Source organism: Streptomyces griseoaurantiacus, from assembly GCF_036189845.1.
GTDB lineage: Bacteria > Actinomycetota > Actinomycetes > Streptomycetales > Streptomycetaceae > Streptomyces > Streptomyces griseoaurantiacus.
Genome location: NZ_CP108326.1, coordinates 3,343,175 through 3,369,825 on the forward strand (window position 1 = coordinate 3,343,175; position 26,651 = coordinate 3,369,825).

The window sequence follows — 26,651 nt, forward strand, 5'->3', positions numbered from 1 at the left end:
CGTTAGGACACTGCTTTGACCCCGCCGATGTGTCCGGACCGCGTCAAGGTGGGCCGCCCCGCCCGCTTCGACCGGATCAGGTGACCGGTCGTGCGGGCGTTCGAGGCGTTCAGGCCCGGCGGCGCGCCGTCTCGTAGAGCACGACCCCCGCCGCGACACCGGCGTTGAGGGACTCGGCGCCACCCGGCATCGGAATGCGGACGCGCACGTCGCAGGTCTCGCCGACCAGCCGCGACAGGCCCTTGCCCTCGCTGCCGACGACGATGACGACCGGCCCGTCCAGCGCCTTCAGGTCGCCGACGGCGGCCTCCCCGTCGGCGGCGAGCCCCACGACCGTGATCCCGGCCTTCTTGTAGGCCTCGAGGGCGCGCGTCAGGTTGGTGGCGCGCGCGACCGGCGTACGGGCGGCCGTACCGGCGGACGTCTTCCACGCACCCGCCGTCATACCCGCCGCGCGCCGCTCGGGCACGACCACGCCGTGCCCGCCGAAGGCGGAGACCGAGCGGACCACGGCACCGAGGTTGCGCGGGTCGGTGACCCCGTCGAGCGCCACGATCAGCGGGTCCTCACCCGCGTCGTGGGCGGCCGAGACCAGGTCCTCGGGGTGCGCATATTCGTAGGGCGGCACCTGGAGCACGAGGCCCTGGTGGTTGAGCCCGTTCGTCATCCGGTCGAGTTCGGGACGGGGCGCCTCCATGAGGTTGATCCCGCCGCGCTCGGCCGCGAGCTGGAGCGCCTCGCGCACCCGCTCGTCGTTGTCGATGAACTGCTGCACGTACAGCGTGTTCGCGGGCACGCCCTCGCGCAGCGCCTCGACGACCGGGTTGCGGCCGACGACCAGCTCGGAGGTGGACCGGCCGCCGCGGCCCCGGGGCGCGGGACGGCGCGTGGCCTGCTTCGCCCGGGAGGTGGCGAGGCGGTTCTTCTTGTGCCCCTTGCGCATCTCGGCGGGCGGGGTCGGGCCCTTGCCCTCCAGGCTCTTGCGTCGCTGGCCGCCACTGCCGACCTGCGCGCCCTTCTTGCCGGACATGCGGCGGTTGTTGGCTGCCATGACCTGCCTGTCTTTCCTGAGCGGGGTGCGATGAACTTCGTACGTCTGTGCAGTGTGCCGCCCGAAGGCCCGGAGGGCACAATCGATCTTGCGGGGACCGGAGCGGGCGTGCGCGGAGCGCGCCCCCGCGCGGGAGCGCTGCCCGCCCCGGTGACGCGCGCCTAGCGCGGGCCGATGCTCCAGCGCGGCCCCTGCGGGCTGTCCTCGATGATCAGCCCGGACTGGCCGAGCTGGTCCCGGATGGCGTCCGCGGTGGTCCAGTCCTTGCGGGCGCGGGCGGCCTCCCGCTGGTCGAGGACCATGCGGACGAGGGTGTCGACCACGCCGTGCAGGTCCTCGCCCCCGTCGTTCGCGGCGGCCCACTGCTCGTCCAGCGGGTCGAGACCGAGCACGCCGAGCATGGCCCGCACCTCGGCGAGCCGGGCGACGGCGGCCTCCTTGTCGTCGGCGGCCAGCGCGCTGTTGCCCTGCCGGACCGTGGTGTGCACGACGGCGAGCGCCTGCGGGACGCCCAGGTCGTCGTCCATCGCCTCGGCGAACGCCGGCGGCACCTCGGCGGACGGCTCGACGACGCCCCCCGCCAGCTCCACCACGCGCTGCACGAAGCCCTCGATCCGCGCGAACGCCGACTCGGCCTCGCGCAGCGACTCCTCGCTGTACTCGATCATCGAGCGGTAGTGCGGGGTGCCGAGGTAGTAGCGCAGGACGATCGGACGCCAGCGCTTGACCATCTCGGAGACGAGCACCGAGTTGCCGAGCGACTTGGACATCTTCTCGCCGCTCATCGTCACCCAGGCGTTGTGCAGCCAGTACCGCGCGAACTCGTCGCCATAGGCCTTGGCCTGCGCGATCTCGTTCTCGTGGTGCGGGAAGATCAGGTCGAGCCCGCCGCCGTGGATGTCGAACGCGGAACCGAGGTACTTGTGCGCCATCGCCGAGCACTCCAGGTGCCAGCCGGGGCGCCCGGGGCCCCACGGCGTCTCCCAGGTCGGCTCGCCGGGCTTGGCCGCCTTCCACAGCGCGAAGTCGCGCGGGTCGCGCTTGCCGGTCTCCCCGCCGCTCGAGGGCTGCTGGAGGTTGTCCAGCTCCTGGTTGGACAGCTCCAGGTAGCCGGGGAAGGAGCGGACGTCGAAGTAGACGTTGCCGTCGGCCTCGTAGGCGTGCCCACGCTCGATGAGCGTGCGCATCATCTCGACCATCTCGGTGATGTGGCCGGTCGCGCGCGGCTCGTAGGTGGGCGGCAGGCAGCCGAGGGCGGTGTAGCCCTCGTTGAAGGCGCGCTCGTTCTCGTAGCCGATGGCCCACCAGGGGCGGCCCTGGTCGGCGGACTTGGTGATGATCTTGTCGTCGATGTCCGTGACGTTGCGGACGAACGTCACGTCGTACCCGCGGTACGCGAACCACCGGCGCAGGATGTCGAAGTTGAGCCCGGAGCGGATGTGCCCGATGTGCGGGGCCGCCTGCACGGTGGCACCGCACAGGTAGATCGAGACACAACCCGGTGTGAGCGGGACGAAGTCACGGATCTGCCGGGCGCTGGTGTCGTACAGACGAATGGTCACCCCACCAGGGTAGTGGGCCGTGGGGAGTGCCCCGCGACCGTTCTGCCCAAGCTGTGCGTTTTCGTGACCGGGCGGCGTGGATCCCGCGTGACCGGCGGAATCGATCCCGACCGCGGGGCGCGCCCCGGGGACACGCTCGCGCGCACGCCGTGGGCGCCCCCGCCCCCTCCGGCGCTCCCCGCCCCACCCTCGCTCCCCGCCGACGCCCCGCGTGCCGGCGCTCCCCGCCGACGCCGCGCGCCGCCGCCCCGCGCTCACGGCACGCGCGCCACCAACGCCGTCGCCACCGCCATCAGCCCCTCGCCCCGGCCGGGGAAGCCGAGGCCGTCCGTCGTCGCGCCGGAGACGCTGACCGGCGCCCCCACCACCTCGCCCAGCACCCGCTGGGCCTCCTCGCGCCGCTTGCCCACCTTCGGCCGGTCCCCGACGACCTGCACCGCCACGTTGCCGATCACGAAGCCCGCGGCCCGCACGATCCGTGCCGCCTCGGCCAGCAGCGTCACCCCGGACGCCCCGGCCCACTCGGGCCGCCCCGTGCCGAAGTGCTGCCCGAGGTCACCGAGCCCCGCCGCCGAGAACAGCGCGTTGCACGCGGCGTGCGCGACGACGTCCGCGTCGGAGTGGCCGGCGAGCCCGGGCCCGGCCCCCTCCCACTTCAGACCGGCGCACCACAGCTCGCGCCCGTCCTCGAAGGCGTGGATGTCGGTGCCGATGCCGACCTGGGGCAGCACGAACTCAGAACCCATCGTTGAGCCTCCTGCGGGCCAGGACCGCCTCGGCGAGGACGAGGTCCAGGGGCCGTGTCACCTTGAACGCCTCCTCGTGCCCGGGCACGGTCACGACCGTGAGTCCGAGCCGCTCGACCATGCTCGCGTCGTCGGTGACCTCGCCGGTCACCGTCTCGTGCGCGCGCACCAGCGTGGCGCGGTCGAAGCCCTGCGGCGTCTGGACCGCGCGCAGCCGGGAGCGCTCGGGCGTGGCGACGACGGGCTCGGGCTCCCCCGGTCCGCCCGCAGGCGCCACCTCCTTGACGGTGTCGGCGAGCGGCAGCGCCGGTACGACGGCGGGGGCGCCGTCCCGCACGGCCTCGATGACGGCGTCGACCGTGTCCACGGGCACCAGCGGCCGGGCCGCGTCGTGCACCAGGACGATGTCGTGGCCGGGCGGCAGCGCGTCCAGACCCCGGCGCACCGACTCCTGCCTGCTCTCCCCGCCGGGGACGACGAGGAAATCGGTGCGCTCGGGCAGGGCGTGCGCGTCGAGCAGCGCCTTGACCTCGGCGGCACCGTCGGGCGGGGCGACCACGACGACGAGCTGGACGGCGCGGGAGGCGGCCATCGCCCGTACGGCGTGGATCAGCATGGGCGTGCCGCTCAGCGCGCGAAGCGCCTTGGGGGCGCCCGGGCCGAGGCGTACACCCCGGCCGGCGGCCGGGATCACCGCTGCCACCCGGGGAGCGGGACGGCCGGCGCCCGGTGTCCGCGAGGCCGGATCGGCCGTGCGCGCGGCGGGGTCGGAGGCGTGCGAGGAGGCGCCCGAGGACGAGGCGCGCGATTCGTCGGACATCGGTTCCTGTCAGGTTTGTGTGCTCCGCAGGGGTGGGTATGGCCCTGGGGGTACCCCCTGCTCGAGCAGAGCCGCGGGCTGGGGGAGTGCCGGGTGCGCGCCTCGACCGGACCCTTCCGTGACATTCGGTCGAGCGGGCTGCCCGCCCGGCACGCTCAGTATCGGGGGGAAGCCGCCCCTCCCGAAGCACCGGGGTCCGGGACCGCCCCCGACGGCGTACGACAGCCGCCCCGCGCCACACCCACCGCACGCCTGTCGGCGAAGCGCTGCCCTTCGGCGACCTGCGGGGAACGCGTTCTCGCCGCGCAGCGAATCCGTGTGGCGGGGCCCGCATGGGCACGCGGCGGGTGGGTACGCACAGGGCAGCGGGGCACTCGGGCGGAGTCCGGGTACGAACATGCCGCAGCGCCCGGCGACAGCTGTTGCGTCATCGGGCACCGCGGCATTCACATGTACGGTCCGCCGGGCCGTTCGTCCCGCCTGGCCGGCGGCACGGATGTGCGTTGTTGCGTCAGGACGCGGGCGGCGTCGGGACGCGAGGACCGTGCGTCAGGACGCGAGGACCTCGTCGAGCAGGGCCTCGGCCTTGTCCTCGTTGGTGTTCTCCGCGAGGGCGAGCTCACTGACCAGGATCTGCCGGGCCTTGGCGAGCATGCGCTTCTCACCTGCGGAGAGTCCGCGCTCACGCTCGCGGCGCCACAGGTCGCGCACCACTTCGGCGACCTTGATGACGTCGCCGGACGCGAGCTTCTCCAGATTTGCCTTGTAACGACGCGACCAGTTCGTGGGCTCCTCGGCGTACGGCGCGCGCAGCACCTCGAAGACCCGGTCCAGCCCGTCCTGACCGACCACATCACGCACGCCGACGAACTCCGCATTGTCCGCTGGCACACGCACCGTCAGGTCGCCCTGGGCGACCTTGAGCACCAAGTAGGTCTTGTCCACGCCTTTGATCTGGCGAGTTTCGATAGCCTCGATCAGCGCGGCCCCGTGATGGGGATAGACCACGGTGTCGCCAACCTTGAACGTCATGTGACAGGTACCCCTTCCGTGGCTATCCAGGGTAACACGGAAACGACGTCTTCTGAATGGCGTTTTCGCAGGTCAGGGCATATCTCGGGGCTTGACAAGCGCAACAGGAACGTGCTGCGGGGGCCGAACGGAACGAGGTATTCGCAGGTCGGAGCGGCTGTGCGGGCAGGGCGAAACAGACCCGTCACACCCCTCGGAACCCGGCACGCCGGAGCGAAACATCCATATATGTCCGTCTCCAGGTGATCGACATTCGCTACTCCGTTCGGTGATGTGCGCCCGGATACGACACGAATCCGGAATTGATCAAGAGAGGCCGAACGGGTGATCACGCGCCGATCAACTGGCACTCGACTGCCACTCGAGGAGTACGCGGGAGTACGTCGGCGAGTACATCGGTGAGTACGGGCCGAAGGGCGACAGGAGTCGCCGGGCCCGTGTTACGGAATTGGCGCGGCGCATAGCGGCGGTTAAGTGTGACGGATGTGGTTCTCGGGATTTCCGAATGCGCGCCGGGACCGGAACGACCGCACCCGCGAGGGCTCCCCCGGCCCCCTGGGAGACTCCCCGAGGACTCCCCCGGCGCGTCGCCGGTCCGCCGGACGGGGTGGACGGAGGGGGCCCGGGAACGGGCGGCGGACGCGCAGGGGCGGGTCGGGTGCGGCGCCTCGGGAAGCGCTCGGTAACCTAAGGCCCGCTGACAGATGCTTAGGGCGGCTTTACAAGGCAGCCGTCCTGTTCCGCCCACGTTCAAGGAGTTGCCGCCGCCGTGAGCAGCAGCCTTCGACGCGGCGCCCTCGCCGCCGCCGCCATCGCGTTCTCGATCGCCTCGCTCGCCGCGTGCGGTGCCGGCAACAACGCCCAGACGCTGGAGGTCAAGCCGGACAACGCGGCGATCAGCGTCGGTCCCATCAAGGTGCAGAACGCGCTGGTCATCACCCAGCCCGACCCCAAGGACAGCGGGCCGGCCGTGATCTCCGCGACCGTGTTCAACGGGAGCAAGGACCCCCAGACGCTGGACTCCGTCACGCTGGACGGCGGCGCCTCCGCCACCCTCTCGCCCGCCAAGGGCAAGGGCAAGGTCACCGTTCCCGCGCACGGATCGCTCATCCTCGGTGGCGAGGGGAACGCCGCGGCGGTCCTGAGCGGCGGCCGCGAGGCCGTACGGGACGGCGACGTGCAGAAGGTGACCTTCACGTTCAGCGAGACCGGGGACGTGAGCCTCGACGCCTTCGTCGTGCCGGCCGAGAGCTACTTCAGCGGATGGGGACCGAGCAGCGTCCCCGCCGCGCCGGGCGCCACGGCATCCTCCTCGGCCTCGGCCGAGGGTGCGGCCGGGACCACGTCGAAGACGCCGAAGACCCCGAAGACCCCTGCGAACTCGTCCTCGGCGTCCTCCTCCGCCTCGTCCTCCTCGAGCGCCTCGGCCCAGTAGCCCTCGGCCCGGACCCGGCCAGGGATTCACCCCGAACAACGCGGTTCCCCGCGCCCCTCTCAGGGACGCGGGGAACTCGTGCGTCGGGCGCCGGGCGCCGGGCACACGGACCCGCGGCGGCGGGACGACGGCTGCCGGACCGACGAGGTGCGGCCTACGGCTCGAACTTGTAGCCGAGACCCCGGACGGTCACCAGGTACCGCGGGGCGCCCGGGTCCGGCTCGATCTTGGCGCGCAGGCGCTTCACGTGGACGTCGAGCGTCTTGGTGTCGCCCACATAGTCCGCTCCCCACACCCGGTCGATGAGCTGCATCCGCGTGAGCACGCGCCCCGCGTTGCGCAGCAGCATCTCCAGCAGGTCGAACTCCTTGAGCGGCAGGTCGACCTTGGCACCGGAGACCGTGACCACGTGCCGGTCGACGTCCATGCGCACCGGCCCGGCCTCCAGCGCCACCGGAGCGGCCTCCTCCGGCTCACCCCGGCGCCGCAGCACCGCGCGGATGCGCGCGACCAGTTCGCGCGAGGAGAACGGCTTGGTGACGTAGTCGTCGGCGCCTATCTCCAGGCCGACCACCTTGTCGATCTCGCTGTCCTTGGCGGTCACCATGATCACGGGGACGTTGGAGCGCCCGCGCAGCTGACGGCAGACCTCGGTGCCGGGCAGCCCCGGCAGCATCAGGTCGAGCAGCACGAGGTCGGCGCCGTTGCGCTCGAACTCGTCCAGGCCGTCGGGCCCGGTGGCCGCGACGGCGACCTCGAAGCCCTCCTTGCGGAGCATGTAGGACAGGGCGTCGGAGAAGGACTCCTCGTCCTCGACGACGAGCACTCGGGTCACGGAAGGACCTCCGGGGCGATGAGCGGTGCGTACGGGGGTGGTGCGGGGGACCGCCGGGCCTCTCCGTCGAGGCCGCGAAGGTCGTCGGGACGATCGTGGGGGGCGGCGTCGCCGCCGGTGCCCTCGTGGGCGGCCGGGAGCGGCGGGCCCGCCCGGTCGGGGATGCGGGAGCGCCCCGGCGTGCGGTCGAGGCTCGCGCCCGCCCGCGGGAGCCTCAGGGTGAAGGTGGAGCCCTGTCCCTCGGAGCTCCACACCGTGACCTCCCCGCCGTGCGAGGCGGCCACGTGCTTGACGATCGCGAGGCCCAGGCCGGTTCCCCCGGTGGCCCGGGAGCGGGCCGGGTCGACGCGGTAGAAGCGCTCGAACACGCGCTCCTTGTCCTTCTCGGAGATGCCGATGCCCTGGTCGGTGACGGCGATCTCGATGAGGTCGCCGCCGGCCGCCTGCACCCGGCGCGCGGCGATCCCGACGCGCGTGCGGGAGGGCGAGTAGTTGACGGCGTTCTCGACGAGGTTGCCGAGGGCCGCGGCGAGCTGGCCGCGGTGCCCCCAGACGCGCAGGTCGGCGGCGCCCCCGGCGGCCATGGTGATCTGCTTCGTCCCGGCGGCGTGCCGGCAGCGGTCCATCGCCTCGGCGACGAGTTCGTCCACGCGGACCGGCTCGGCGTCCTCCAGGGGATCGTCGTTCTGCACGCGGGAGAGGTCTATGAGCTCCTGCACCAGGCTGGTCAGCCGGGTTGCTTCCACCTGCATGCGGCCGGCGAATCGTTCCACCGCCTCGGGGTCGTCCTTGGCGTCCAGGACGGCCTCGGAGAGGAGGGAGAGCGCGCCCACCGGGGTCTTGAGTTCATGGCTGACGTTGGCGACGAAGTCGCGTCGCACCGCCTCGATGCGCCGGGCCTCGGTGAGGTCCTCGACCAGGAGCAGCACGAGCCGCGAGCCGAGGGGTGCCACGCGTGCGGAGACCGCGAGGGCCTCGCCGCGTCCGCCGCCGCGCCGGGGGAGGTCCAGCTCGACCTGCCGTATCTCGCCGTCCCGCCGGGTGTCGCGGGCCATCTGGAGCATGGGCTCCACGGCCAGCTCGCCGCCCCGGACCAGCCCGAGCGCGTACGCGGCGGAGCTGGCCTTGACGACGGCGTCGGCCTCGTCGAGGACGACCGCCGAGGAGCGCAGGACCGACAGCACGGTGTCCACGCCGGGCGGCAGGACGGGGTCGGTGTGCAGGGAGGTGCGGGTGGGACGCGCCTGATCGCGTTCGCTCCAGCGGAACGCCAGCATGGCGATGACACCGGTGAGCACTCCGGCGATCGCTGCCGCTGCGGCGACCGCCGCGTTCACGTCCATGCGACCAGGTTAGGCACGGGTTCCGCTCAGGCCACAGCCGTCCGGGTGCGACCTCGAACACTCGTCGCCCAGAGTTCACCTCGGGGCCAGGGACGGTTCACCTGGGATGCCGGAAACGGACGCGTACGGCCCGGAACGTGGGAGCGTGGGGGTTCGCCGGGCTCCGGTACCCCGCCGGCCGAAACGAGAGGAACACCTGATGCGGGACGCGTACCACGAGGAACTGGACTCGATCGGTGAGGGCCTGGTCGACATGGCCCGGCTCGTCGGGTCGGCGATCGGACGCGCCACGACGGCGATCCTCGACTCCGACCTGAAGCTGGCCGAGAGCGTGATCGAGGCCGACAAGAAGGTCGACGACCTCCAGCACGAGCTGGAGGCCCGGGCCATCACGCTGCTGGCCCGGCAGCAGCCGGTCGCCACCGACCTGCGGATCGTCGTGACCTCCCTGCGGATGTCGGCGGACCTGGAGCGCTCCGGCGACCTCGCCCAGCACGTGGCGAAGCTGGCGCGGCTGCGTTTCCCCGAGCGCGCGGTCCCGCACGACCTGCACGCGACGATCCTGGAGATGGGGCAGCTCGCGCAGCGCCTGATGGCGAAGGCGGCGGAGGTCATCATCACCAAGGACGTCGATCTGGCGCTGCAGCTGGAGCAGGACGACGACGACATGGACCTGCTGCACCGCACGCTGTTCCAGCACCTGATGGACGACCGCTGGAAGCACGGCATCGAGACGGCGGTCGACGTCACGCTGCTCGGCCGGTACTACGAACGGTTCGCGGACCACGCGGTGTCGGTCGCGAAGCGGGTGGTGTACCTGGTGACGGGCGAGCACGCGGACGAGATCCAGGCGGACATCCAGCCGGTAACGGGGGCGGAGGGGGTCTGAGACCGGGCGCGGGCCCTGGGGGGGGCTTGCTCGGGGGCTCGCGGCGGTCGTACGAGTGCCCGAACGCCTCCGTGCGCCGTTGATGCGCCCGACGGACCGGGCATGCACTGGGCAGCAGCACGGGCACCGCCCGTCGCGGCCACCGCGCCACCGCGGCAACGAGGAGGGACCGAGACCCATGGCCGAATCCCCCAGCACGCCCGACCCCACCCAGGAGCGCGAGACCCAGACGCCGGCCGAGGTCCTCGGCCTGCCCCTGATAGCCGCGTGCGGCTGCGGCAGCGGATGCGGCTGCGGGTGCCAGTCCGGCGCGCCCTGCCAGTGCGGCTGAGGGCGTCGGCCGGATCCGGCTCGGCCGAGGGGCCGCCCGTCCTCCCCGGCGGGCGCGCGACGAGGGCTACGGCACCTCCGCCTTCCCCTCGGACGTCACCCGCTCCACCGACTTCGGCTTCGGCCGCTCCGCAGGCTCCGGGGGCTCGACCACGGCGACCGTGACCGCCGTCTCCTCCTCGGGGAGACCCTTCATCAGGACGCCGTAGCCGAGGGCCGCGACCGTGCCCACCGCCGCGCACAGCCCCCACAGCCATCGCGCGCCGAGGTGGTCGAGGACGAACCCGGCCATCAGCGGTGCCACGAGCGCGGCCACGGACCAGGACAGGCTGTAGACGCCCTGGTACCGCCCGCGCCCCTGGGCCGGTGACAGCCGGACGACGAGGCCGGTCTGGGTGGGCGCGTTGATCATCTCGCCCAGCGTCCAGACGCACACGGTGAGCGCGAAGACGCCGACCGACCCGGCGAAGGCGGTGAGCCCGAAGCCGTACCCGGCGAGGAGGGAGGAGGCGACGAGCATCCTGCCGGGGTCCCGGCGCACGAGGAACCGGGTCACGGGTATCTGCAGGGCGACGATGAGCACGCCGTTGACGGCGATGGCCAGGCCGTAGTCGGCGGGCGTGAACCCGGCCGCGCCCATGGCGACGGGCAGGCCCACCGCGCCCTGCTGGAAGACCAGGGCGACCAGGAAGGACAGCCCGACGACGCCCATGTACCGCCGGTCGCGCAGCACGGTCCGCAATCCGACGGCCTCGCCCTTGGCCGTGGCTCCTCCGGCCGGCGCGGGCCGCGACTCGGGCAGCTTGAGGAAGACGACGACCGCGCAGGCCATCGTCATCGTCGCCTCGATCAGGAACCCGGCGAGATAACTGAACTCGGCGATGAATCCGGCGCCGGCGGAGGAGATGGCGAACCCGAGGTTGATCGCCCAGTAGTTGAGGGAGAACGCCCTGACACGGTCCTCGGGCCGCACGATGTCGGCCATCATCGCCTGCACGGCGGGACGGGAGGCGTTGCTGGCCGCGCCGACCAGAAGGGCGACGGCGGCGATGGCGACGGGGTCGCGCATGAAGCCGAGCAGTGCGACGGACAGCGCGGTGGATGACTGCGCGAGAAGCAGTGTCGGACGCCGCCCGAAGCGGTCGGTCATCACCCCGGCGCCGAGCGAGGAGACGACGCCGCCGAGCCCGTACAGGGCGGCGACGAGCCCGGCGTACGAGGCGGAGTAGCCGCGGTCGACGGTGAGGTAGAGCGCCATGAAGGTGGCGACGAAGGCTCCGAGCCGGTTGACGAGCGTGCTGGTCCACAGCCACCAGAAGGCGCGCGGCATACCGGAGACGGTCTCGCGCGCGGCGCGAATCGGACCGGCGACTGACATGGAACTCCCCCACGAACATACGTACGGACGACGGCGCGGGCGACGCCACCTGAAGTAAGCGTCGAACCCAGCGCGCACACCTTACGCATGCCGACCCCGGCGGGCCACTGAAATAGGAACCGCGCCGGCAACGGCCCGGCGTCCACCTGCCGACCACCGAACGCACCCCCGCAAGGGCGTCCATTACGCTCGGAGGCATGGCCGACGCACCGTACAAGCTGATCCTCCTCCGCCACGGCGAGAGCGAGTGGAACGCGAAGAACCTGTTCACCGGCTGGGTGGACGTCAACCTCAACGAGAAGGGCGAGAAGGAGGCGGTCCGCGGCGGTGAGCTGCTCAAGGACGCCGGCCTGCTGCCCGACGTGGTCCACACCTCCGTGCAGAAGCGCGCGATCCGCACCGCGCAGCTCGCCCTGGAGGCGGCCGACCGCCACTGGATCCCGGTGCACCGCTCCTGGCGCCTGAACGAGCGTCACTACGGCGCCCTGCAGGGCAAGGACAAGGCGCAGACCCTCGCGGAGTTCGGCGAGGAGCAGTTCATGCTCTGGCGCCGCTCCTACGACACCCCGCCGCCCGCGCTCGACCGCGACGCCGAGTTCTCCCAGTTCTCCGACCCCCGCTACGCCACGCTCCCGCCGGAGCTGCGCCCGCGCACGGAGTGCCTGAAGGACGTCGTGGCGCGCATGCTGCCGTACTGGTTCGACTCGGTCGTCCCCGACCTCCTCACCGGCCGCACGGTCCTCATCGCCGCCCACGGCAACAGCCTGCGCGCCCTGGTCAAGCACCTGGACGGCATCTCCGACGCCGACATCGCCGGCCTGAACATCCCGACGGGCATCCCCCTGTCCTACGACCTCGACGCCGAGTTCAAGCCCCTCAACCCCGGCGGCACCTACCTCGACCCCGAGGCAGCGGCAGCAGCCATCGAGGCGGTCAAGAACCAGGGCAAGAAGAAGTAACGCGCCACCAGCAAGCCCCCGGCCTGCGGTTTCTTCGCGGGGCGGGGGCTTTTTGGTGGGGCTGGGCCGTCTCTGGGCCGTCAGGTGCCGGACGACTCCGGGCGGGCCGTATCGAAGACGGCGGCGACGGCCTTGCGGGTGCGCTCTTGGCTGGACGGCATCAGGTGGGCGTACACGCGGAGGGTCAGGCCCGGGTCCGAGTGGCCGAGGTACTCGGCGAGGGCCTTGATGTTCTCGCCCGCGTCCAGGAGCACCGAGGCGTAGAAGTGGCGGAGCGCGTGCATGCCGTTCTCGCGGGACTCGGCATACGACCCGCCCGGCTCTCGCTCCGGGATCACGCCGGCCGAGGCGAGCGCCCGCTTCCACACCTCCTCGTTGAGCGACGTACGCCAGACGTACCCACCGCGCGGCCCGGTGAAGAGGAGTCGCTTGGTGACCGGAGGGCCGTCGGCCACCTTCCACGGCAAGGTGATCTCGACCGGCGGGAACTCCCTCATGTGCGCCCGAAGCGCATCGGCGACCGGGCCCGAAATCGGCACGTCCCGGAGCTTGCCGCCCTTGGGCGGGGCGAACACTGCCTTGCTGCGGCTCAGTTTGAGTTGCTGAACCACGTGGAGCGTGTCCGAGTCGAAGTCGATCGCGTCCACGGCGACGCCGAGGATCTCCCCCTGGCGCAGCCCGCAGCCGGCGCCCAGGTCGACCATGGCGCGGAAGCGCTCGGGCATGGCGGCCCGGACGGCGAAGACCCGCTCAGGAGTCCAGGGAACGACGCGCTTCGCGTCCACGGTCGGCGGCCGGACAGACCGGGCCGCGCACGGGTTCTGGGGCAGGTGGCCGTCGTCCACGGCCGCGCTCAGCGCCGCGCGCACGTTGGAGTAGATCGTCCGGGCGTACGACCCCGGATGCCGTTCTCCTGCAACTGCCGCACCCAGTCGCGGATATGCGCTGGCTGGAAGGAGCCGAGCGGACGCGTGCCGAGGTAGGGAAAAGCGTGCAGCCGGAGTTGTGACTCCATCGAGGCCTGGGTGTTCGGGTCGGCGCCCTGCGTGGCGCCCAGCGCTCGGCGTACTGCTGGAAGGTGATCCGGGCCGCGCGCGGGTCGATGTACTGCCCGCGTGCCATGTCCGCCTCGATGTGCGCGAGCCACTGGTCGGCGAGCCGCTTCTGACGGTCGGGGAAGCTCTTGGACTTCTCCGTACCGTCGGGCCCGACGTACCGAGCGCGGTAGCGGAGCCCCGAGCCGTAGCGCTCGGTCTTGACCTTCCGGACCTTCCCGTCCGGGCCCATCTCGGTCCGATACCACCGGTCTTGGATGTGCCCGGCCATCAGGCGGCAACTTCCTCGCGCTGCGCGTCCACCCAGGCCCGTACGTCCTCCGGGTCGAAGCGCAGGTGCCGACCGACCCGGAAGCCGCGCGGTCCGGTGCGCTTCCGACGCCACTGGTAGACCGTCTCGACGCTGGGCAGGTCGAACATCTCGACCAGGTCGTCGGGCGTGAGGTAGCGCGAGGGCAGGGTGCGCGGTGCGGCGGCCGCGCCCGCCACGGCGAGGCGTCGGTCAGCCACGGGTGGGTTGTCCTTCCGTTCCGGGGGCGGGTTCGAGGGAGGCGGCGAGCCAGGCTTCGGTGTCGGAGAGGCCGGTTCCGGCGAAGACCCGGTGCGCGAGGACGTACGTCGTCTCGGGCCCGGTGTCGGTGGTGGCCGCCTGTGCGCGGCGCCATGCGGCGCGTGCGTCGCGGAGGGCGCCGAGGGTGGTGGAGTAGCGGCGGGACTTGGTGGAGAAGTGGCCGCGGAAGCCGAGCATGTGGGCCCAGGCACGCAGGCGGAGGTGTTCGAGGTTCTTGCATGCGCCGAGGGTCCACGCGATGCGGATGAGGCGGCGGGCGTGGTCGCTGAGGTCGAACTGGGCCAGCTCGGCGGCGAACTTCAGCGGCCGGTCCAGAGCTCCCGTGGCCGTCTCGGCGCCCTTGGTGGCGTACTTGGCGATGTACGCGGCGACGGCCCGTTCGGTCAGTTCCCGGCCGCCGTCGAAGTCGGCCGAGCGGATGGTGCGGACGTCGAGCTGTCGGCCGAAGGTGAAGGTGTGGGCGCGGCCGTCGATGACAGGGCCGTCCACGCGGACCTTGGCGGCGGCGGCACGGATGGCGTCGGTCAGCAGTTCGGCGGTGGCCCAGGCCGGGGGCGGGGTGTCTCCGCCGCCGGGGCCGTCGAGGCGGATGACGGCGTGGAAGCGGACGGCGCCGCGTTTCTGGTACTCGGCGACCTTGGCGAAGGACACGCGCGCGTGCTCGCGGAAGCGTCGCTGCGAGAGGCCGGCGCGCTTGGCGACCTCCCGGCGCAGGTAGGTGGAGAAGCGCTGCCAGAGGGCCCCGGCGTGCGCGTTCCACAGGACGGCGGCTTCGTAGTCGTAGCGCTCGGGGTCGAGCGGGGTGCCGAGTCGGTCGTCGTCCTGGTCGTGGCGGGTGCCGCAGCGGCAGGGGCGAACGGTCCCGGCCGGGCCCGTAGGCCGGTTCTGGACCGGGCCGAAGCTCGGCGCGGTGAAGGTGGCGAAGACGCGCGGATGCGCGGCGACGTGCTCGGGGATGCCCTTGCCGCCCCGCAGACCCGAGGTGATCAAGGCGGCTCGCTCCGCTCACCGCGCGCGGCCCGGCCGGCGCCCATGCCGCGTTCATAACAACCAGTCGCCTGATGCCAGAGATGCCACCTCATAAGACCGCAAGACTTGTATGGCAAAAAAGCACCGCCGTGTGCGAGCTCCCTTCATCGGAGGCATTTCGCACCCGTCCAGGAGGACACAACAGGTGTTTCCGGCGTGCACCTCGTGATGACCGTCATCGAGTGTCCGCAACAATCAAGCTTTGTTCGAGCACAGAACGGATGTCGATCCGGTAGTCGTACCGGGCCTGAGCAAGAGCTTCCGGGCAGCCACCGGCAGCTGTCCAAGAATCCCTCTACTGATGACGCCACCCACTTCGAGAGACATAGGAGCAATCACAGTGAAAGTGGCCAGGAAAAAGCCGGACCAATGCGACGCACTAGATTTTGTAACGCAGCAAGAGACTCATGCGAGTTTTCGCGCCTGCTCGATTGCTTCCCTGACCAAAGCGAACTCGCGAGGACTGCCAGGATGGCGCACAGCAGAGCCCACTTCGGCTCTCGCCATGCCCGTCATCACAGACTCCAAAACCTCATCGTCCGGCCTCGCGCCTCTCGCAAGTAGAAGTCTTACCGTTTCCAGGTGCCCACTCCCAGCCGCACTGGACAAGGGGCTTGATTTTGTCGAGGTCGCGATTTTCCTGGCGAGGCCTTCAACTAGTTGAGGTTCCGCTGTCAAGTTAGGGGATGCCCCGCGATCCAACAAAAGTTGCACCATCTCAACATCACCTTGCGCGGCAGCAAGTATCAGCGGTGTACTCTGATCCACGCCGACTCGACCATCGGGATTCGCGCCCGCGTCGAGGAGATGTCGAGCCACTTCGTGCATACCTCTCGGCGCGGCGTACCGCAATGCGGTCGTTTCGCCGTACTCGCCTATCTCGATATCGGGGTCGGCTCCAGCAGCCAAGAGGATGCGCACCACTTCAGGATGATTGTTCCATACAGCCTGGTCCAGAGCGGTACGACTCACGCCAGCCTCGCACAAGTCGATTGAAGCACCTGACGCCAGCATCTCGGCAACTTGCTGCGAATTACCGGAAGCAGCAGCCTGGCGTAGCATCCGGGCGATGTCATTCGATTCCACTTATTCTCCCTTCTGGCATGTCATACCGAGCCATTGGAACCCGGAGGGAAACGAGGGCTGCCGCCCTTCCCTCAGCGCGACAGCCCTCAGTTTTCCATCTGGGTCAGCCCGTCGCCGGATACATGGTGATGACCTCGGAGAACTTGCCGTCACCGTACTGTGCGACCACCAAGGTCACCTTGGTGGCAGGAGCACTGCCACCGAACTCAGGGGACTGGATTCCCGCCCCCGTGAATGCGAACGTTTTCTCGTAGTAGTTGTTTTTGTTGAGCTTCCACTCGCCGGCGCTCGTCATGCCGGTTTCCCAGATTTTCTGCAAATCGTTGTTCGTCAAGTACGAATAGAAGATTCCTTGGTTGGATCCAGGCTGGCTCCGCCCTCGAAGTGAGAGTCGCGAATGTTCTTGATCGCCCTCAGGGTGAGGAGAGGAAGTTCTCCAGTCGGAGGGAGATTACAGCAGGGAACATCAGCGGCGAGAGAAGTTCGGCCAACACTCTCGGTGCAAGTGGTGTATTGCGGGACCCGAACAGAAGGGAAAGTTCCGGAAGAGCCACTGAGTATGCAAGTGAGGACGGAACCTGAGGCTGTGCAACCCCCACCACCCGGCCATATCGAACCCGGCTTCGCCGCGAACCTGAGCGTGAATTTCGCCTACCATGCACCAGCACAGTTCGTGGTGGACTGGAAGCAAATGTAGCCAGTATTCACCGGATTTCCGGCTCCACTTGCCACTAGGCGAGGAATACCTCATCAGAAAAAGAGGGTGCCCCGGTAACACTGGCGCCAGTCCAACTGCATGTAGTGGGAGTTCCAGCGGCAGCGCTCTTGACACCTACCAAGCTTGCCTCTCCGTCAGGCATCGTAGAGGCCGCCACAGGCGATGACGCATCTTCCGAGGTCGTCGAACCAGCGGCGAGGGCAGAAGGCACCCATATCATCAGCGCTGCCGCCAGTGCAGCCACGAATGTAACCACCGATCTGATTGCGAACTTCACTATCCCACCTCTCGTGGCGTCGCCTTGCTGAACTACAGGTTCCGTTACCTATACAGGCGCACGTACAGCCGCCACACCGTGCTCTAGCGTGCGATTCCGTCTGTTCCACGCTCCGAACCTGCGAGATCTGTAGGGTTGTTGCCTTTGGAGCGGTGTGAGCACATGCAGTGTGCACGGAAGTGACCAGAGCAGTTAGCGGAATTGAATTGAAATAATCACACTCAAGTTGAGGACGGCAGCGTGGCTGAGGCCGCCAGTGGTGCAGAGAGGCATACGCGCACCTGGTCAGTCGGCGCCCCCGCCGTCGTGGCTGACTGTCGGTGGCTGAGGTTCAGACGGACTGCATGCAGGGCAAACGCCGTCACTCGGGGACAGGTCTCACTCGCCTCTGCCACACTCCGCGCATGGGGCGCTGTGCTGGAGTAACACGGCGAGGGCAAGCATGCCGGAACAGGGCAGGGCGGAACGGGTTCTGCCATCTGCACGGGGCGGGCGGCGTGGCCGAGCACCCGAACTTCGTGCCCCGTCCCTACGTCGCGCACGCTCACATCCGCAGCCCAGTCCTGTACGACGGCCACGCCGAAGAGGTTGGTTGTGGAGGCTGTGGTGGTCCCTCGTGAGCTGGTTCGAGTGGCTGCGCGGCAGCAGCCGGGGACGGCGGAGTCCTGAAGGATGACGCGCCTACTCACCAGGTTGGCTGGGCCGTCTCTGGGCCGTCCGAGGGCGCTCAACAGCGACCGGCAACGACCAATGATGACCATCACGCACGCAGGGACACCGCCCCGACCTGCAAAACCCAGCTCACCAAGATCCCCGGCAAGACCCAGGGCAACAAGAAGTAAGCGCCCACGGACAAGCCCCCTGTCTGCGGTTCTTTGCAGGCAGGGGGCTTGTCGCTGCCGCGCGCGCTGGGGGTCTGCGGGGAGGGACTGGAGCAGTTCCGTTCGCCTCTCGTCTCACCCGTCCGTGTCGTCGTCGCTCCGCCGGGTCTCCGGTTCGCCGACGAGCCGGGTGCCGAGGTGGTACACGACGTCGACGTCCCGGTAGGCGTGTCCCGGGACGACGGGGTCCGGGAGGCGGGTGCGGTCGCTGTGGCTCGTCGACTTCCGCTTGCCCGTTCCGGTAAAGCGGACGGTGGTGCGGGGTTCCCGCGTGAAGCGGAGCCGGTCGGCGTGCACCCTCGACCGGAACGAGATGTCCTCCGTCTTCGGCGGACTCCCGGCGCCCGGCCCCCGCGTTCACGGCGGATCCTCCGGCTTCCTGGCGGTACGGGGTCGACCGGACCTCGGCGGCAGTTTCCCGTCCTCCCCGCGCACTCGGCGCGTACGGGGGGCGCGGGCAGGACGGGAGGCCGCCGCCTTCGTCACACCCGTAGCCGATTCCGCCACGTCCGCGACCGGTTCCGCCGCGCCCGCCACCGGTTCCGCCGCGCCCGCCACCGGTTCCGCCGCGCCCTCGACGGTGTCGCCCACGGCCTCACCGGCACTGCCGACGGTGCGGCCCGTTTCACGGCCGACGTCCTCCACCGCCCGCCCGGCACCACCGCCCACGTCCTGAACGGCTTCCCCCGCTCCCCGGCCGACGTCCCGCGCCACGGAGCCAACGCCCTGCCCCACGTCCCGCACGGCGGTCCCCGCGCCCTCCCCCACGTCCTGAACGGCGGTTCCGGCACCGCGGCCGACCTCCTGGACGGCCCGTCCGGCGCCCGTGCCCACCTCGCCCACGGCGTGACGTGCACCGAGGCCGACATCCTGCACGGCGGAGCCGACCCCGCGCGCCAGTTCGTGCAGCAGTTCCGGGTTGCGGTCGAGCGTGGTGAGCACTCGGTCGATGATCTGTGCGACGTGGTGGAGACGCACGGTGAGCTGGGCCTGCGCCTCGACGCCCGAGATGCCCAGGTGCACACGGCCGAGGGAGACGTCGGCGCCCACGTTCAGCCGGAGGAGGTCCAGCACCTCGGCCCGCAGCGAGACGTGCGCCCGCAGATCCTCGACGTCCAGGTCGATCTCGTCGACCTTCAGGGTCGGAACGTCGAGGAAGACGTCGGGGTTCGCACCGGCGGTGTCGTCCCCACCGCCCCCGTCATACGCGTCGACGCCGTCGACGCCGTCGTCCCCGTGGTCTGCGTCGTCTGCGTCGTCTGCGTCGTCTGCGTCGTCTGCGTATGAGGACGACGGATCCTCCTCGTAGGTCTCGGGATCGGCGTATTCGTCACCGTGTTCGGCGTCGTGGTCCTCGACGAGGTCCTCGTCGTCATCGGCGTTGCCGCGCATCGCCACGCCTCCACACTTCCAGCTGGCATTTCCACCATTCTCATCCGAAATGCCCCGGGATGCGCGATACGCGAGGTGGGACGAGTACGGCCCCAACCCTGTCCGTCCCCTAGACGTCCGCCCCCTGGACCTCCGGGTCCACGTTGTCCAGGTAGAAGCGGACCGAGGCGATCCGGTCGTTCTCGAGGGTCAGGATGGTGACGCCGCGGGAGAGGTAACGCGCGTTCTCCACCGTGGTGCCGCCGATCTCCCACTCGGCCCACACCTGATCGCCGTCCTCCGCGGACCGCTGGACGGCCGCCACCAGGTCGGGGACGTGGGCGAACAGTCCCGCCCAGTTCTCCCGCATCTTCGCGTGGTCGGTGATGCCGCTCTGCGGGTGCAGCGGCCGGCGGGAGCGGAGGTTCCCGGCGAAGCAGTCGGCGAAGGCGTCCAGGTCGTGGGCGTTCATCGCGTTTTCCATGCGGCGCAGGATGTCCGGGGTCGTCGTCTTCTCGTTCATGCCGGTGACGATGCCAGCCGGGAAGCCCTTCAGCCTGGGCCTGTCCGGCCCCCGACGGGGGTCGCGGCGAGGTGACCGACCAGGTCGTGCAGCCGTCCCGCGTCCGTGGAGCCGGGCGCGGCCGTGAAGAGCATCGCGACGGCGTCACCGTCCGGGACGGCGAGCAGGTCGCAGTCGAGGGTGAGCTCGCCGACGTCCGGATGGCGCAGTACGGACCGGTCCTCCTGCGTGCCTGTGGTGCGCGCGGCGCGCCACAGGCCGTCGAAAGAGGCGCTGGTGGCGCGCAGTTCGTCGACGAGCGCGGCGAGGGAGTCGTCCGCGGGGTAGCGCAGGGAAGCGGTGCGGAGCCGCGCCGTGAGCAGCGTCTCGAAGCCGGTGGCGTGCTCGGGGGTGCGGTGGACGCTGCTGGGGGCGTCGCCGAAGATCCGCCACGCCAGGTTGCGGTCCCAGGGGCTCGCGGTGGGCTCCCCGCACTGGAGTACGGCCCACGCGTCGTTCCAGCCGACGACGTTCCATGCCGCGTCGCACAGGCACACCGGGGTGTTCCCGAGCCGTTCGAGCAGGCGTGTCGCGCCCGCCCCGGTCACGCGCGGTACCTGTCCATCGGCCGCGGCATGCCCGGCCAGCGCGCAGAGCCGCTCGTACTCCGCCTCGCTCACCCGCAGGGCGCGGGCCAGGGCGGTCACGACGGCGGGGGACGGACGGCGGCGCCCCTGCTCCAGGCGTCTGAGGTAGTCCGCGGAGACCCCGGCCAAGTCGGCGAGTTCCTCCCGGCGCAGACCGCGGGCCCGCCGGCGTCCGACGGACGGCAGCCCGACCGCGGCGGGCGTGGTGCGGTCACGCAACTCCCGGAGCGCGGAGCCGAGTTCGTGTTGCCCCATGATCCCAGTCTGCCGCACCCGCACGACACACACCCCACGACGCGAAAGCTCCCCACTCGCGACCGGTCCCCACAGGCGAAAGCTCCCCGCACAGGGAAGCTCCCTGCCCACGAGACCTCCGCGGGCAGGGAGCTTCTTCACGCGTGCCGGGTCACGACCGACGCGTCACGACCGACGCGTCACGACCGACGCGTCACGACCGGCGCGTCAGTGGTGACGGCCGCGCCCCCAGGACTCGCTGTCGACACGGTGGCCGCGGTCGTTGCGCAGGGTCGCCGTGTCGTGGTTGTCCCAGACCTCGCGGCTGCGGTCCTGGAACAGGTCGTGGCGGGTGTCGAAGCCCCGTCCGGTGTGGACGCGCACCGAGGAGCGGCCGTCGAGGCGGTAGTGACGGAAGGTGTACGTGTGGCCGTCCCTGTCGGACAGCGTCCAGCCGCTCAGGTTGACCCCGTGGCGGCCACGGTTGGAGATCTCCACCCACTCCCTGTTGAGGGTGCGGTTGTTGCGGTCGTCCCTCCCCGGAGCGGCGTCGTACTTCACCTGGGTGATCTGCACCTCCTGGCGGTGCGGGCGCGCGTGGTCGGCGGCGGACGCCGGCAGCGCGGCCACGCCGAGCAGAGTGCCCGCCGCGAGCACTGCGGCGGCGAGACGGCGGGAGGAGAAGGAAGCGGGAGCGGAATGGAACACAGGTTCCCCCTGCATGATGCGGGCACGCCTCGTCCACGGCGTGATGCCGCGGACGGAAACGGTGCGAGGTGCGGGTGCGACCGGCCGGCCGCACGTCCCCACAGTGCTCCCGAAGCCCGTCACGTGAACCCGACATGGACGTCGTGTTACACCTTGTCCATATTTCCGTGACGGTCACCTGCAACGTCCATTTATGGTGTGACGGCGTCATGTTGACGACGCGTCGACCGTCTCCGCCCCGCGAACACCGGCCCGCCGGGACCGCACGCCAGGTCACGCCACCCCGGAAGGCTTCCGCACCGCCACTCGAAAGTGGGTAACGGGCGGAGTGGTGTTCACGGGTGCATGCGCGCGCCCTTGAAGGTCTTGTCGACCGCGTTGCGGGGCCCGTACACCGCGAGGCCGACGAGATCCAGATCCGTGGTCGGCACGGCCCGCACCGCCGCGCGGTTGTCGTGGTCGTTGCCCGTCGCGAACAGGTCGCGGGTGAACAGGGCCCGGGGCAGCGCGCGGGAGAGTGCGCGGGTGTGGGCCGCCTTCAGGGTCTCCTTCGTCCCCTCGAAGATCAGCACCGGCTGGCGGAACATCGGCAGGTACCCCACGCCGTCCGCGTCCTCATAGGGTTCCCCGACCACCTCGGGCACCTGTGGTCCCAGGCCGCTGACCAGGAACGCGGTCACGTTGAGGCGCTGCCACGTCTCCAGGTCGTCGCGGAGCAGTACGGCGATCTTGGTGTCGAAGCGGGTGCCGGGGGCCGGACCGGCGCCCTGCACGGGACTCCCGGCGCTCTCGCCCTCGCTCCCGCTCCCGCTCCCGCCCCTCCCCTTGCTCTCGCTCTTGTTCGCGGACTCGGTGCCCATGGACTCGGTGCTCATGGAGTGAGACTGCCGATCCGCTCGGGGCCGGGTCTTGTACGTTTTTTGCATGGCCGCTCAGCGCGAGGTCTCCGCCTGGCGCCCGCGCGTACCGGGTGTCGTGGAGGTCTTCCACGCCCACTACACGGGGTACGCCTACCCGATGCACGTCCACGACGCCTGGACGCTGCTGATCGTGGACGACGGCGCCGTACGGTACGACCTGGACCGGCACGAGCACGGCACCCCGCACGACACCGTCTCCCTGCTGCCGCCGCACGTCCCGCACAACGGCTCGCCGGTGACCGAGCGGGGCTTCCGCAAGCGGGTGCTCTACCTCGACCTCTCCGTGCTCGACGCGGGGCTGGTGGGGGCCGCCGTCGACGGCCCCGACCTGCGCGACCCTCTGCTGCGCGCCCGGATCGGGCAACTGCACACCGCGCTCGGCCGGCCCGGCGACGAGTTCGAGGCGGCAAGCCGGCTGACCCTCGTCACCGAACGGCTGTACGGGCATCTGCGGCCCCGGCAGCGCCTCCGGGTGCCGCCCCCGGACCGCGGCGTCGCCCACCGGCTGCGCGAACTGCTCGACGCGCGGCTCGTGGAGGGCGTCGCGCTTCAGGAGGCGGCGCGTCTCGTGCACGCACATCCGGCACACCTCGTACGGGCGTTCAGCCGCCGTTTCGGGATCGCGCCGCACCAGTACCTGATGTCACGCCGGGTCGAACACGCCCGTCGGCTGCTGCTGCGGGGAATGCGGCCGGCCGACACCGCGGTCGCCAGCGGGTTCTACGACCAGGCGCACCTGACCCGGCACTTCCGGCGCCTGGTCGGGGTCACGCCCGGGCGGTACGCGCGGGCGGGCGACGGCGCGGCTGTCCGCACCGGCTGAAGCGGCGGCGCGCCGGCCACACGGACTCGAACGCCGCGCCCGCCACGCGACTTCGCAGCGTCCCGGCGTCACGGGCTCCCGCTCGGGCCGTGGCTCAGGTCTCCTCGTCCACGTCCCGGGTGAGGCGGGTGAACGCCTCCAGGTTGCGCGTGGACTCGCCGCGCGAGACCCGCCACGCGTACTCCTTGCGGATCGCCGAGGCGAACCCGAGTTCGAGGAGGGTGTTGAAATCGCCGTCCGCCGCCTCCAGGACGGAGCCGAGGAGGCGGTCGAGCTCCTCGGGAGTGACGGCGGCCAGCGGCACCTTGCCCGCGAGGTAGATGTCGCCGAGGCGGTCGACGGCGTAGGCGACGCCGTACAGCTTGAGGTTGCGCTCCAGGAGCCAGCGGTGGACTCCGGCCTCGTTCTCGTCGGGGTGGCGGACGACGAAGGCGTTCAGGGAGAGCGCGTGCCGGCCGAGGCGCAGGGAAAGGGTGGTCGACAGCTTCCGTGTGCCGGGGAGCTTGACGACGTACGCGCCGGGCTCCGGGCTCTCCCACTCGAGCTCGGCATCCTTCAGGGCGGCCTCGACGACCTCACCCGCACGCGTCACCCGCTGCTCCTCCTCAGCCATGGTGGGAGCGTACGCGACGGGCCTCGGCGGCGGCCGCACGCATGCGGCGCCGGTGGTCGTGGACGGCACCCGTGTACACCTCGGCGGTGGCGGCGGCGGCCGCGTCCCAGCCGAAGCAGCGGGCGTGCCGGGCGGCGGCGTCGCCCATGGTGTCGGTGAGCGTCGGCGTGTCGGCGAAATCCTCCAGCACGCGCGCGTAGGCGACGGGGTCGTGGCCGTCCACCAGGAAGCCCGTGGAGCGGTCCCGCACGGCGACCGGAAGACCGCCGACGGCCGCGGCGAGCACCGGCGTACCGGCCGCCTGCGCCTCTATGGCGACCAGGCCGAACGACTCGCTGTAGGAGGGCATGACCAGGACGGAGGCGGCCCGGAACCAGTCGGCGAGCTGGTCCTGGGCGACGGGCGGCCGGAACCGTACGACGTCGGCTATGCCGAGCCGGGCGGCGAGCTTCTGCAGTCCCTCGGGCTTGGCCAGGCCACTGCCGCTGGGACCGCCCACGACGGGGACGACCATGCGGGAGCGCAGTTCGGGACGCCGGTCGAGGAGGACGGCGACGGCGCGCAGGAGTATGTCGGGGGCCTTGAGGGGCTGGATGCGGCCCGCGAAGAGGGGCACGAGCGCGTCCTGGGGCAGGCCGAGCCGGGCACGGGCGGCGGCGCGGCCGTCCGCGGGACGGAAGCGTTCCAGGTTGACGCCGGGATGGACGACGGCGACGCGCGCGGGGTCCGCCTCGTAGTGGCGAAGCAGTTCCCCGGCCTCCTCGGTGGTGTTGGCGATGAGGCGGTCGGCGGCGCGCACGACCTGGGTCTCGCCGATCACGCGCGCGGCGGGCTCGGGGGTGTCGCCGGCGGCGAGGCTGGCGTTCTTGACCTTGGCCATGGTGTGCATGGCGTGCACGAGCGGGACGCCCCAGCGCTGGGCGGCGAGCCAGCCGACGTGGCCGGAGAGCCAGTAGTGCGAGTGGACGAGGTCGTAGTGGCCGGGGCGGTGGCCGGCCCATGCCTGCATCACGCCGTGGGTGAAGGCGCACAGCTGGGCGGGGAGGTCCTCCTTGGCCAGACCCTCGTAGGGGCCGGCGTCGATGTGCCGGACGAGGACACCGGGGCACAGTTCCACGGTGGGCGCCACGGAGGCGCTGGTGGCGCGGGTGAAGATCTCGACCTGGATGTTCTGGGCGGCGAGCCGCTGGGCCAGCTCCACGATGTAGACGTTCATGCCGCCGGCGTCGCCCGTGCCGGGCTGGTGCAGCGGGGAGGTGTGCACGGACAGCATCGCGACGCGCCGGGGGCGGCGGGCGAGACGCAGGCGGGGAGAGGGGGAGCTTGCTGCCGATCGACGCCCGAGCCTGTTGATGTACTGGCTCACGGTGGCGTTCCTCCTTGCAGCGGGCGGACGGGGGCCTGTCGGGCGCGGTGGTGGGCGTGGCTGGCCCTCCGACCAGGGCCAACACCGGAGCGTTCCACTCCATTTCCGGCGGACGGAGTTTTGCCTATTTATTACCCGGGTTCGCTCAACCGTTCGAGCTCGCTTGCGTCGGCCCTTCGTCGGCGGCCCTGTAGCGGTGGCCTTCCGAGAGCCTTGTCGTCGCGGCTCCGTTCCGTTTCCGGGTACCCGGCGGATGGCCGGGCGCACGTGGGCGGGAGTTGTCCACAGGCCCGCACGGCATCTGCCGCTCCCGCCTAATCTCGTACGCATGACAACCCGCGCAGCGTCCCGCCCCGTGGGTACGGCGACACGCGGGACCACCAACCCCAACCGGCTCCGCCGCATGGACCGCTGGATCGCGGCGGCCCACGGCGCCGAACTCCGCCGCTCCCCCGCCCCCCTCGCCGTCGACCTCGGTTACGGTGCGGCGCCCTGGACCGCCGTCGAGTTGCTGCGCCGGCTCCGCTCCGCCGCCCCCCGCACCCGCGTCGTCGGCATCGAGATCGACCCCGCCCGCGTCGCCGCCGCGCAGCCCTACGCACGGGACGGGCTGGACTTCCGGCACGGCGGCTTCGAGGTCCCGGTCCCCGGCCGCCCCGCCCTGATCCGCGCCGCGAACGTCCTGCGGCAGTACGACGAGGAGGTGGTCGCCGCGGTCTGGCGGCGGCTGTGCGCCCGACTGGCCCCCGCCGACCCGGCGACCGGCTCCCGCGGCGGACTGCTCGTCGAGGGCACGTGCGACGAGATCGGCCGACGGCACGTCTGGGTCGCGCTCGGCCCCGAGGGCCCCCGCACCGTGACCTTCGCGACCCGGCTCGGGTCCCTGGAACGCCCCTCCGACCTCGCGGAAAGACTCCCGAAGGCGCTCATCCACCGCAACGTCACGGGGGAGCCGGTGCACGCGTTCCTGCGCGACTTCGACCGCGCCTGGGCCTCGGCGGCGCCGTACGCCTCCTACGGTGCACGCCAGCGCTGGATACGCACGGTCCGCGCGCTGACCGGCGACTGGCCGGTCGCGGACACCGCAGGGCGCTGGCGCCAGGGTGAGGTCACCGTGGCCTGGCAGGCGTTGGCGCCCCGCGGCTGGACGCCGACCTCGGCGCCGGCACCGCCCTCCGCCGCGTAGCGGACGGCGAGCCGCCCCGGCGACGCCGGCGGACGGCGGCAGACGGACGGCGGACGGCGGACGGCGGCAGACGGACGGCGGACGGCGGACGGCGGACGGCGGACGGCGGACGGCGGTACGAGGATCCGACGCACCGGCGCACCGGCGTTACGGCGCACCGGCGCACCGGCGCACCGGCGCCACGGGACCGAACCCGGCAGGGAACGATCTCCGCACGTCGTTCGTCACAGTCGCCGGGAGATCGTCGTCGCGGACGCGACAAGGACGCGAGAAGGACGCGACAA

The 26,651-nt window shown here is 71.1% G+C and carries 26 protein-coding genes and 1 pseudogene; 6 read left to right on the plus strand and 21 right to left on the minus strand.

The genetic code is table 11. From position 1 onward, the window contains the following. Positions 1-109: 109 nt before the first annotated feature. From rlmB to OHB09_RS14845, 5 genes are all read right to left on the minus strand, one after another. Positions 110-1,051 (minus strand): 23S rRNA (guanosine(2251)-2'-O)-methyltransferase RlmB, encoded by a 942-nt coding sequence (rlmB, locus tag OHB09_RS14825; RefSeq protein ID WP_234525614.1) that lies wholly within the window; start codon positions 1,049-1,051, stop codon positions 110-112. A 161-nt stretch (positions 1,052-1,212) separates the two neighbouring features. Then, positions 1,213-2,613, minus strand: a complete 1,401-nt coding sequence (gene cysS, locus OHB09_RS14830) for a cysteine--tRNA ligase (RefSeq protein WP_006139060.1) — start codon at positions 2,611-2,613, stop codon at positions 1,213-1,215. A gap of 254 nt (positions 2,614-2,867) precedes the next feature. After that, entirely contained in the window at positions 2,868-3,359 is a 492-nt protein-coding gene (gene ispF, locus OHB09_RS14835; protein WP_006139061.1) for a 2-C-methyl-D-erythritol 2,4-cyclodiphosphate synthase, read from the minus strand. Further along, on the minus strand, positions 3,349-4,179 hold the full coding sequence (gene ispD, locus OHB09_RS14840) for a 2-C-methyl-D-erythritol 4-phosphate cytidylyltransferase (RefSeq protein ID WP_006139062.1): 831 nt from the start codon (positions 4,177-4,179) through the stop codon (positions 3,349-3,351). Before ispD ends, ispF begins: the two co-directional genes overlap by 11 nt. A 549-nt stretch (positions 4,180-4,728) precedes the next feature. After that, positions 4,729-5,211 (minus strand): CarD family transcriptional regulator, encoded by a 483-nt coding sequence (locus OHB09_RS14845; protein WP_003953493.1) that lies wholly within the window; start codon positions 5,209-5,211, stop codon positions 4,729-4,731. 769 nt (positions 5,212-5,980) lie between these two features. On the opposite strand from OHB09_RS14845, the gene OHB09_RS14850 reads away from it, so the two are divergent. Continuing rightward, positions 5,981-6,646 carry a copper chaperone PCu(A)C gene (locus tag OHB09_RS14850; protein ID WP_191854853.1) on the plus strand — a complete coding sequence of 222 codons (666 nt, stop codon included), beginning with the start codon at positions 5,981-5,983 and terminating at the stop codon, positions 6,644-6,646. Between the two features lie 154 nt (positions 6,647-6,800). Here OHB09_RS14850 and OHB09_RS14855 read toward each other — a convergent pair whose 3' ends face one another. Both OHB09_RS14855 and OHB09_RS14860 read right to left on the minus strand, forming a co-directional pair. Then, positions 6,801-7,481, minus strand: coding sequence for a response regulator transcription factor (locus OHB09_RS14855; RefSeq protein ID WP_006139065.1), 681 nt, complete (start codon positions 7,479-7,481; stop codon positions 6,801-6,803). Next, entirely contained in the window at positions 7,478-8,824 is a 1,347-nt protein-coding gene (locus tag OHB09_RS14860) for a sensor histidine kinase (RefSeq protein WP_006139066.1), read from the minus strand. Before OHB09_RS14860 ends, OHB09_RS14855 begins: the two co-directional genes overlap by 4 nt. A gap of 199 nt (positions 8,825-9,023) precedes the next feature. On the opposite strand from OHB09_RS14860, the gene phoU reads away from it, so the two are divergent. Both phoU and OHB09_RS14870 read left to right on the plus strand, forming a co-directional pair. After that, the gene (gene phoU / locus OHB09_RS14865) at positions 9,024-9,713 is read left to right on the plus strand and encodes a phosphate signaling complex protein PhoU (protein WP_006139067.1); all 690 of its coding nucleotides are present in this window, start codon (positions 9,024-9,026) and stop codon (positions 9,711-9,713) included. Positions 9,714-9,891: 178 nt separating this feature from the next. Then, positions 9,892-10,044, plus strand: coding sequence for a hypothetical protein (locus tag OHB09_RS14870; protein WP_176945084.1), 153 nt, complete (start codon positions 9,892-9,894; stop codon positions 10,042-10,044). Positions 10,045-10,110: 66 nt separating this feature from the next. On the opposite strand, the gene OHB09_RS14875 is transcribed toward OHB09_RS14870, so the two are convergent. Next, on the minus strand, positions 10,111-11,421 hold the full coding sequence (locus OHB09_RS14875; protein WP_328918785.1) for an MDR family MFS transporter: 1,311 nt from the start codon (positions 11,419-11,421) through the stop codon (positions 10,111-10,113). A gap of 197 nt (positions 11,422-11,618) precedes the next feature. Between OHB09_RS14875 and OHB09_RS14880 the strand changes: the two genes are divergently transcribed. Beyond that, the gene (locus OHB09_RS14880) at positions 11,619-12,380 is read left to right on the plus strand and encodes a phosphoglyceromutase (RefSeq protein ID WP_006139069.1); all 762 of its coding nucleotides are present in this window, start codon (positions 11,619-11,621) and stop codon (positions 12,378-12,380) included. 80 nt (positions 12,381-12,460) lie between these two features. Here OHB09_RS14880 and OHB09_RS14885 read toward each other — a convergent pair. The 11 genes and pseudogenes from OHB09_RS14885 to OHB09_RS14935 all read right to left on the minus strand — a co-directional run bounded on the left by OHB09_RS14885 (position 12,461) and on the right by OHB09_RS14935 (position 22,232). Next, positions 12,461-13,706 (minus strand): annotated as a pseudogene (locus tag OHB09_RS14885) (tyrosine-type recombinase/integrase). Beyond that, on the minus strand, positions 13,706-13,945 hold the full coding sequence (locus OHB09_RS14890) for a helix-turn-helix transcriptional regulator (RefSeq protein ID WP_328922088.1): 240 nt from the start codon (positions 13,943-13,945) through the stop codon (positions 13,706-13,708). Before OHB09_RS14890 ends, OHB09_RS14885 begins: the two are co-directional and overlap by 1 nt. Further along, complete coding sequence (locus OHB09_RS14895; RefSeq protein WP_328922089.1) at positions 13,938-14,996, minus strand: replication initiator; 1,059 nt, start codon at positions 14,994-14,996, stop codon at positions 13,938-13,940. Before OHB09_RS14895 ends, OHB09_RS14890 begins: the two co-directional genes overlap by 8 nt. A gap of 444 nt (positions 14,997-15,440) precedes the next feature. Then, positions 15,441-16,121: an ankyrin repeat domain-containing protein gene (locus OHB09_RS14900; protein WP_191854857.1), complete on the minus strand. Its 681-nt coding sequence runs from the start codon at positions 16,119-16,121 to the stop codon at positions 15,441-15,443. Between the two features lie 103 nt (positions 16,122-16,224). Beyond that, complete coding sequence (locus tag OHB09_RS14905) at positions 16,225-16,455, minus strand: hypothetical protein (protein WP_191854858.1); 231 nt, start codon at positions 16,453-16,455, stop codon at positions 16,225-16,227. Between the two features lie 1,617 nt (positions 16,456-18,072). Then, on the minus strand, positions 18,073-18,294 hold the full coding sequence (locus OHB09_RS14910) for a hypothetical protein (RefSeq protein ID WP_318295073.1): 222 nt from the start codon (positions 18,292-18,294) through the stop codon (positions 18,073-18,075). Between the two features lie 60 nt (positions 18,295-18,354). Further along, positions 18,355-19,389 (minus strand): hypothetical protein, encoded by a 1,035-nt coding sequence (locus OHB09_RS14915; protein ID WP_328922090.1) that lies wholly within the window; start codon positions 19,387-19,389, stop codon positions 18,355-18,357. Between the two features lie 109 nt (positions 19,390-19,498). Next, positions 19,499-19,891: a nuclear transport factor 2 family protein gene (locus tag OHB09_RS14920; protein WP_093599906.1), complete on the minus strand. Its 393-nt coding sequence runs from the start codon at positions 19,889-19,891 to the stop codon at positions 19,499-19,501. A gap of 29 nt (positions 19,892-19,920) precedes the next feature. Continuing rightward, a complete protein-coding gene (locus OHB09_RS14925; RefSeq protein ID WP_191854860.1) occupies positions 19,921-20,772 on the minus strand; it encodes a helix-turn-helix domain-containing protein in 852 nt (283 codons plus the stop codon). Between the two features lie 207 nt (positions 20,773-20,979). Beyond that, positions 20,980-21,474 carry a lamin tail domain-containing protein gene (locus tag OHB09_RS14930; protein ID WP_093599912.1) on the minus strand — a complete coding sequence of 165 codons (495 nt, stop codon included), beginning with the start codon at positions 21,472-21,474 and terminating at the stop codon, positions 20,980-20,982. A 320-nt stretch (positions 21,475-21,794) separates the two neighbouring features. Continuing rightward, the gene (locus OHB09_RS14935; RefSeq protein WP_328923020.1) at positions 21,795-22,232 is read right to left on the minus strand and encodes a DUF2000 domain-containing protein; all 438 of its coding nucleotides are present in this window, start codon (positions 22,230-22,232) and stop codon (positions 21,795-21,797) included. A gap of 151 nt (positions 22,233-22,383) precedes the next feature. Between OHB09_RS14935 and OHB09_RS14940 the strand changes: the two genes are divergently transcribed. Beyond that, complete coding sequence (locus OHB09_RS14940) at positions 22,384-23,202, plus strand: helix-turn-helix transcriptional regulator (RefSeq protein ID WP_093599916.1); 819 nt, start codon at positions 22,384-22,386, stop codon at positions 23,200-23,202. Positions 23,203-23,296: 94 nt separating this feature from the next. On the opposite strand, the gene OHB09_RS14945 is transcribed toward OHB09_RS14940, so the two are convergent. Both OHB09_RS14945 and mshA read right to left on the minus strand, forming a co-directional pair. Next, positions 23,297-23,815 (minus strand): type III secretion system chaperone family protein, encoded by a 519-nt coding sequence (locus OHB09_RS14945; protein ID WP_093600046.1) that lies wholly within the window; start codon positions 23,813-23,815, stop codon positions 23,297-23,299. Next, the gene (gene mshA / locus OHB09_RS14950) at positions 23,808-25,181 is read right to left on the minus strand and encodes a D-inositol-3-phosphate glycosyltransferase (RefSeq protein WP_050811126.1); all 1,374 of its coding nucleotides are present in this window, start codon (positions 25,179-25,181) and stop codon (positions 23,808-23,810) included. Before mshA ends, OHB09_RS14945 begins: the two co-directional genes overlap by 8 nt. A 328-nt stretch (positions 25,182-25,509) precedes the next feature. Between mshA and OHB09_RS14955 the strand changes: the two genes are divergently transcribed. Continuing rightward, positions 25,510-26,367, plus strand: coding sequence for a class I SAM-dependent methyltransferase (locus tag OHB09_RS14955; protein ID WP_328922091.1), 858 nt, complete (start codon positions 25,510-25,512; stop codon positions 26,365-26,367). Positions 26,368-26,651: the final 284 nt, after the last annotated feature.

Coding starts and splice junctions, on each gene's coding strand:
- OHB09_RS14930 (WP_093599912.1), bottom strand. CDS start 21,474: ATGCAGGGGGAACCTGTGTTCCATTCCGCTCCCGCTTCCTTCTCCTCC.
- OHB09_RS14955 (WP_328922091.1), top strand. CDS start 25,510: ATGACAACCCGCGCAGCGTCCCGCCCCGTGGGTACGGCGACACGCGGG.
- OHB09_RS14880 (WP_006139069.1), top strand. CDS start 11,619: ATGGCCGACGCACCGTACAAGCTGATCCTCCTCCGCCACGGCGAGAGC.
- phoU (WP_006139067.1), top strand. CDS start 9,024: ATGCGGGACGCGTACCACGAGGAACTGGACTCGATCGGTGAGGGCCTG.
- ispD (WP_006139062.1), bottom strand. CDS start 4,179: ATGTCCGACGAATCGCGCGCCTCGTCCTCGGGCGCCTCCTCGCACGCC.
- OHB09_RS14870 (WP_176945084.1), top strand. CDS start 9,892: ATGGCCGAATCCCCCAGCACGCCCGACCCCACCCAGGAGCGCGAGACC.
- OHB09_RS14945 (WP_093600046.1), bottom strand. CDS start 23,815: ATGGCTGAGGAGGAGCAGCGGGTGACGCGTGCGGGTGAGGTCGTCGAG.
- OHB09_RS14845 (WP_003953493.1), bottom strand. CDS start 5,211: ATGACGTTCAAGGTTGGCGACACCGTGGTCTATCCCCATCACGGGGCC.
- rlmB (WP_234525614.1), bottom strand. CDS start 1,051: ATGGCAGCCAACAACCGCCGCATGTCCGGCAAGAAGGGCGCGCAGGTC.
- OHB09_RS14920 (WP_093599906.1), bottom strand. CDS start 19,891: ATGAACGAGAAGACGACGACCCCGGACATCCTGCGCCGCATGGAAAAC.
- OHB09_RS14860 (WP_006139066.1), bottom strand. CDS start 8,824: ATGGACGTGAACGCGGCGGTCGCCGCAGCGGCAGCGATCGCCGGAGTG.
- OHB09_RS14925 (WP_191854860.1), bottom strand. CDS start 20,772: ATGGGGCAACACGAACTCGGCTCCGCGCTCCGGGAGTTGCGTGACCGC.
- OHB09_RS14875 (WP_328918785.1), bottom strand. CDS start 11,421: ATGTCAGTCGCCGGTCCGATTCGCGCCGCGCGCGAGACCGTCTCCGGT.
- OHB09_RS14940 (WP_093599916.1), top strand. CDS start 22,384: ATGGCCGCTCAGCGCGAGGTCTCCGCCTGGCGCCCGCGCGTACCGGGT.
- ispF (WP_006139061.1), bottom strand. CDS start 3,359: ATGGGTTCTGAGTTCGTGCTGCCCCAGGTCGGCATCGGCACCGACATC.
- OHB09_RS14915 (WP_328922090.1), bottom strand. CDS start 19,389: ATGCGCGGCAACGCCGATGACGACGAGGACCTCGTCGAGGACCACGAC.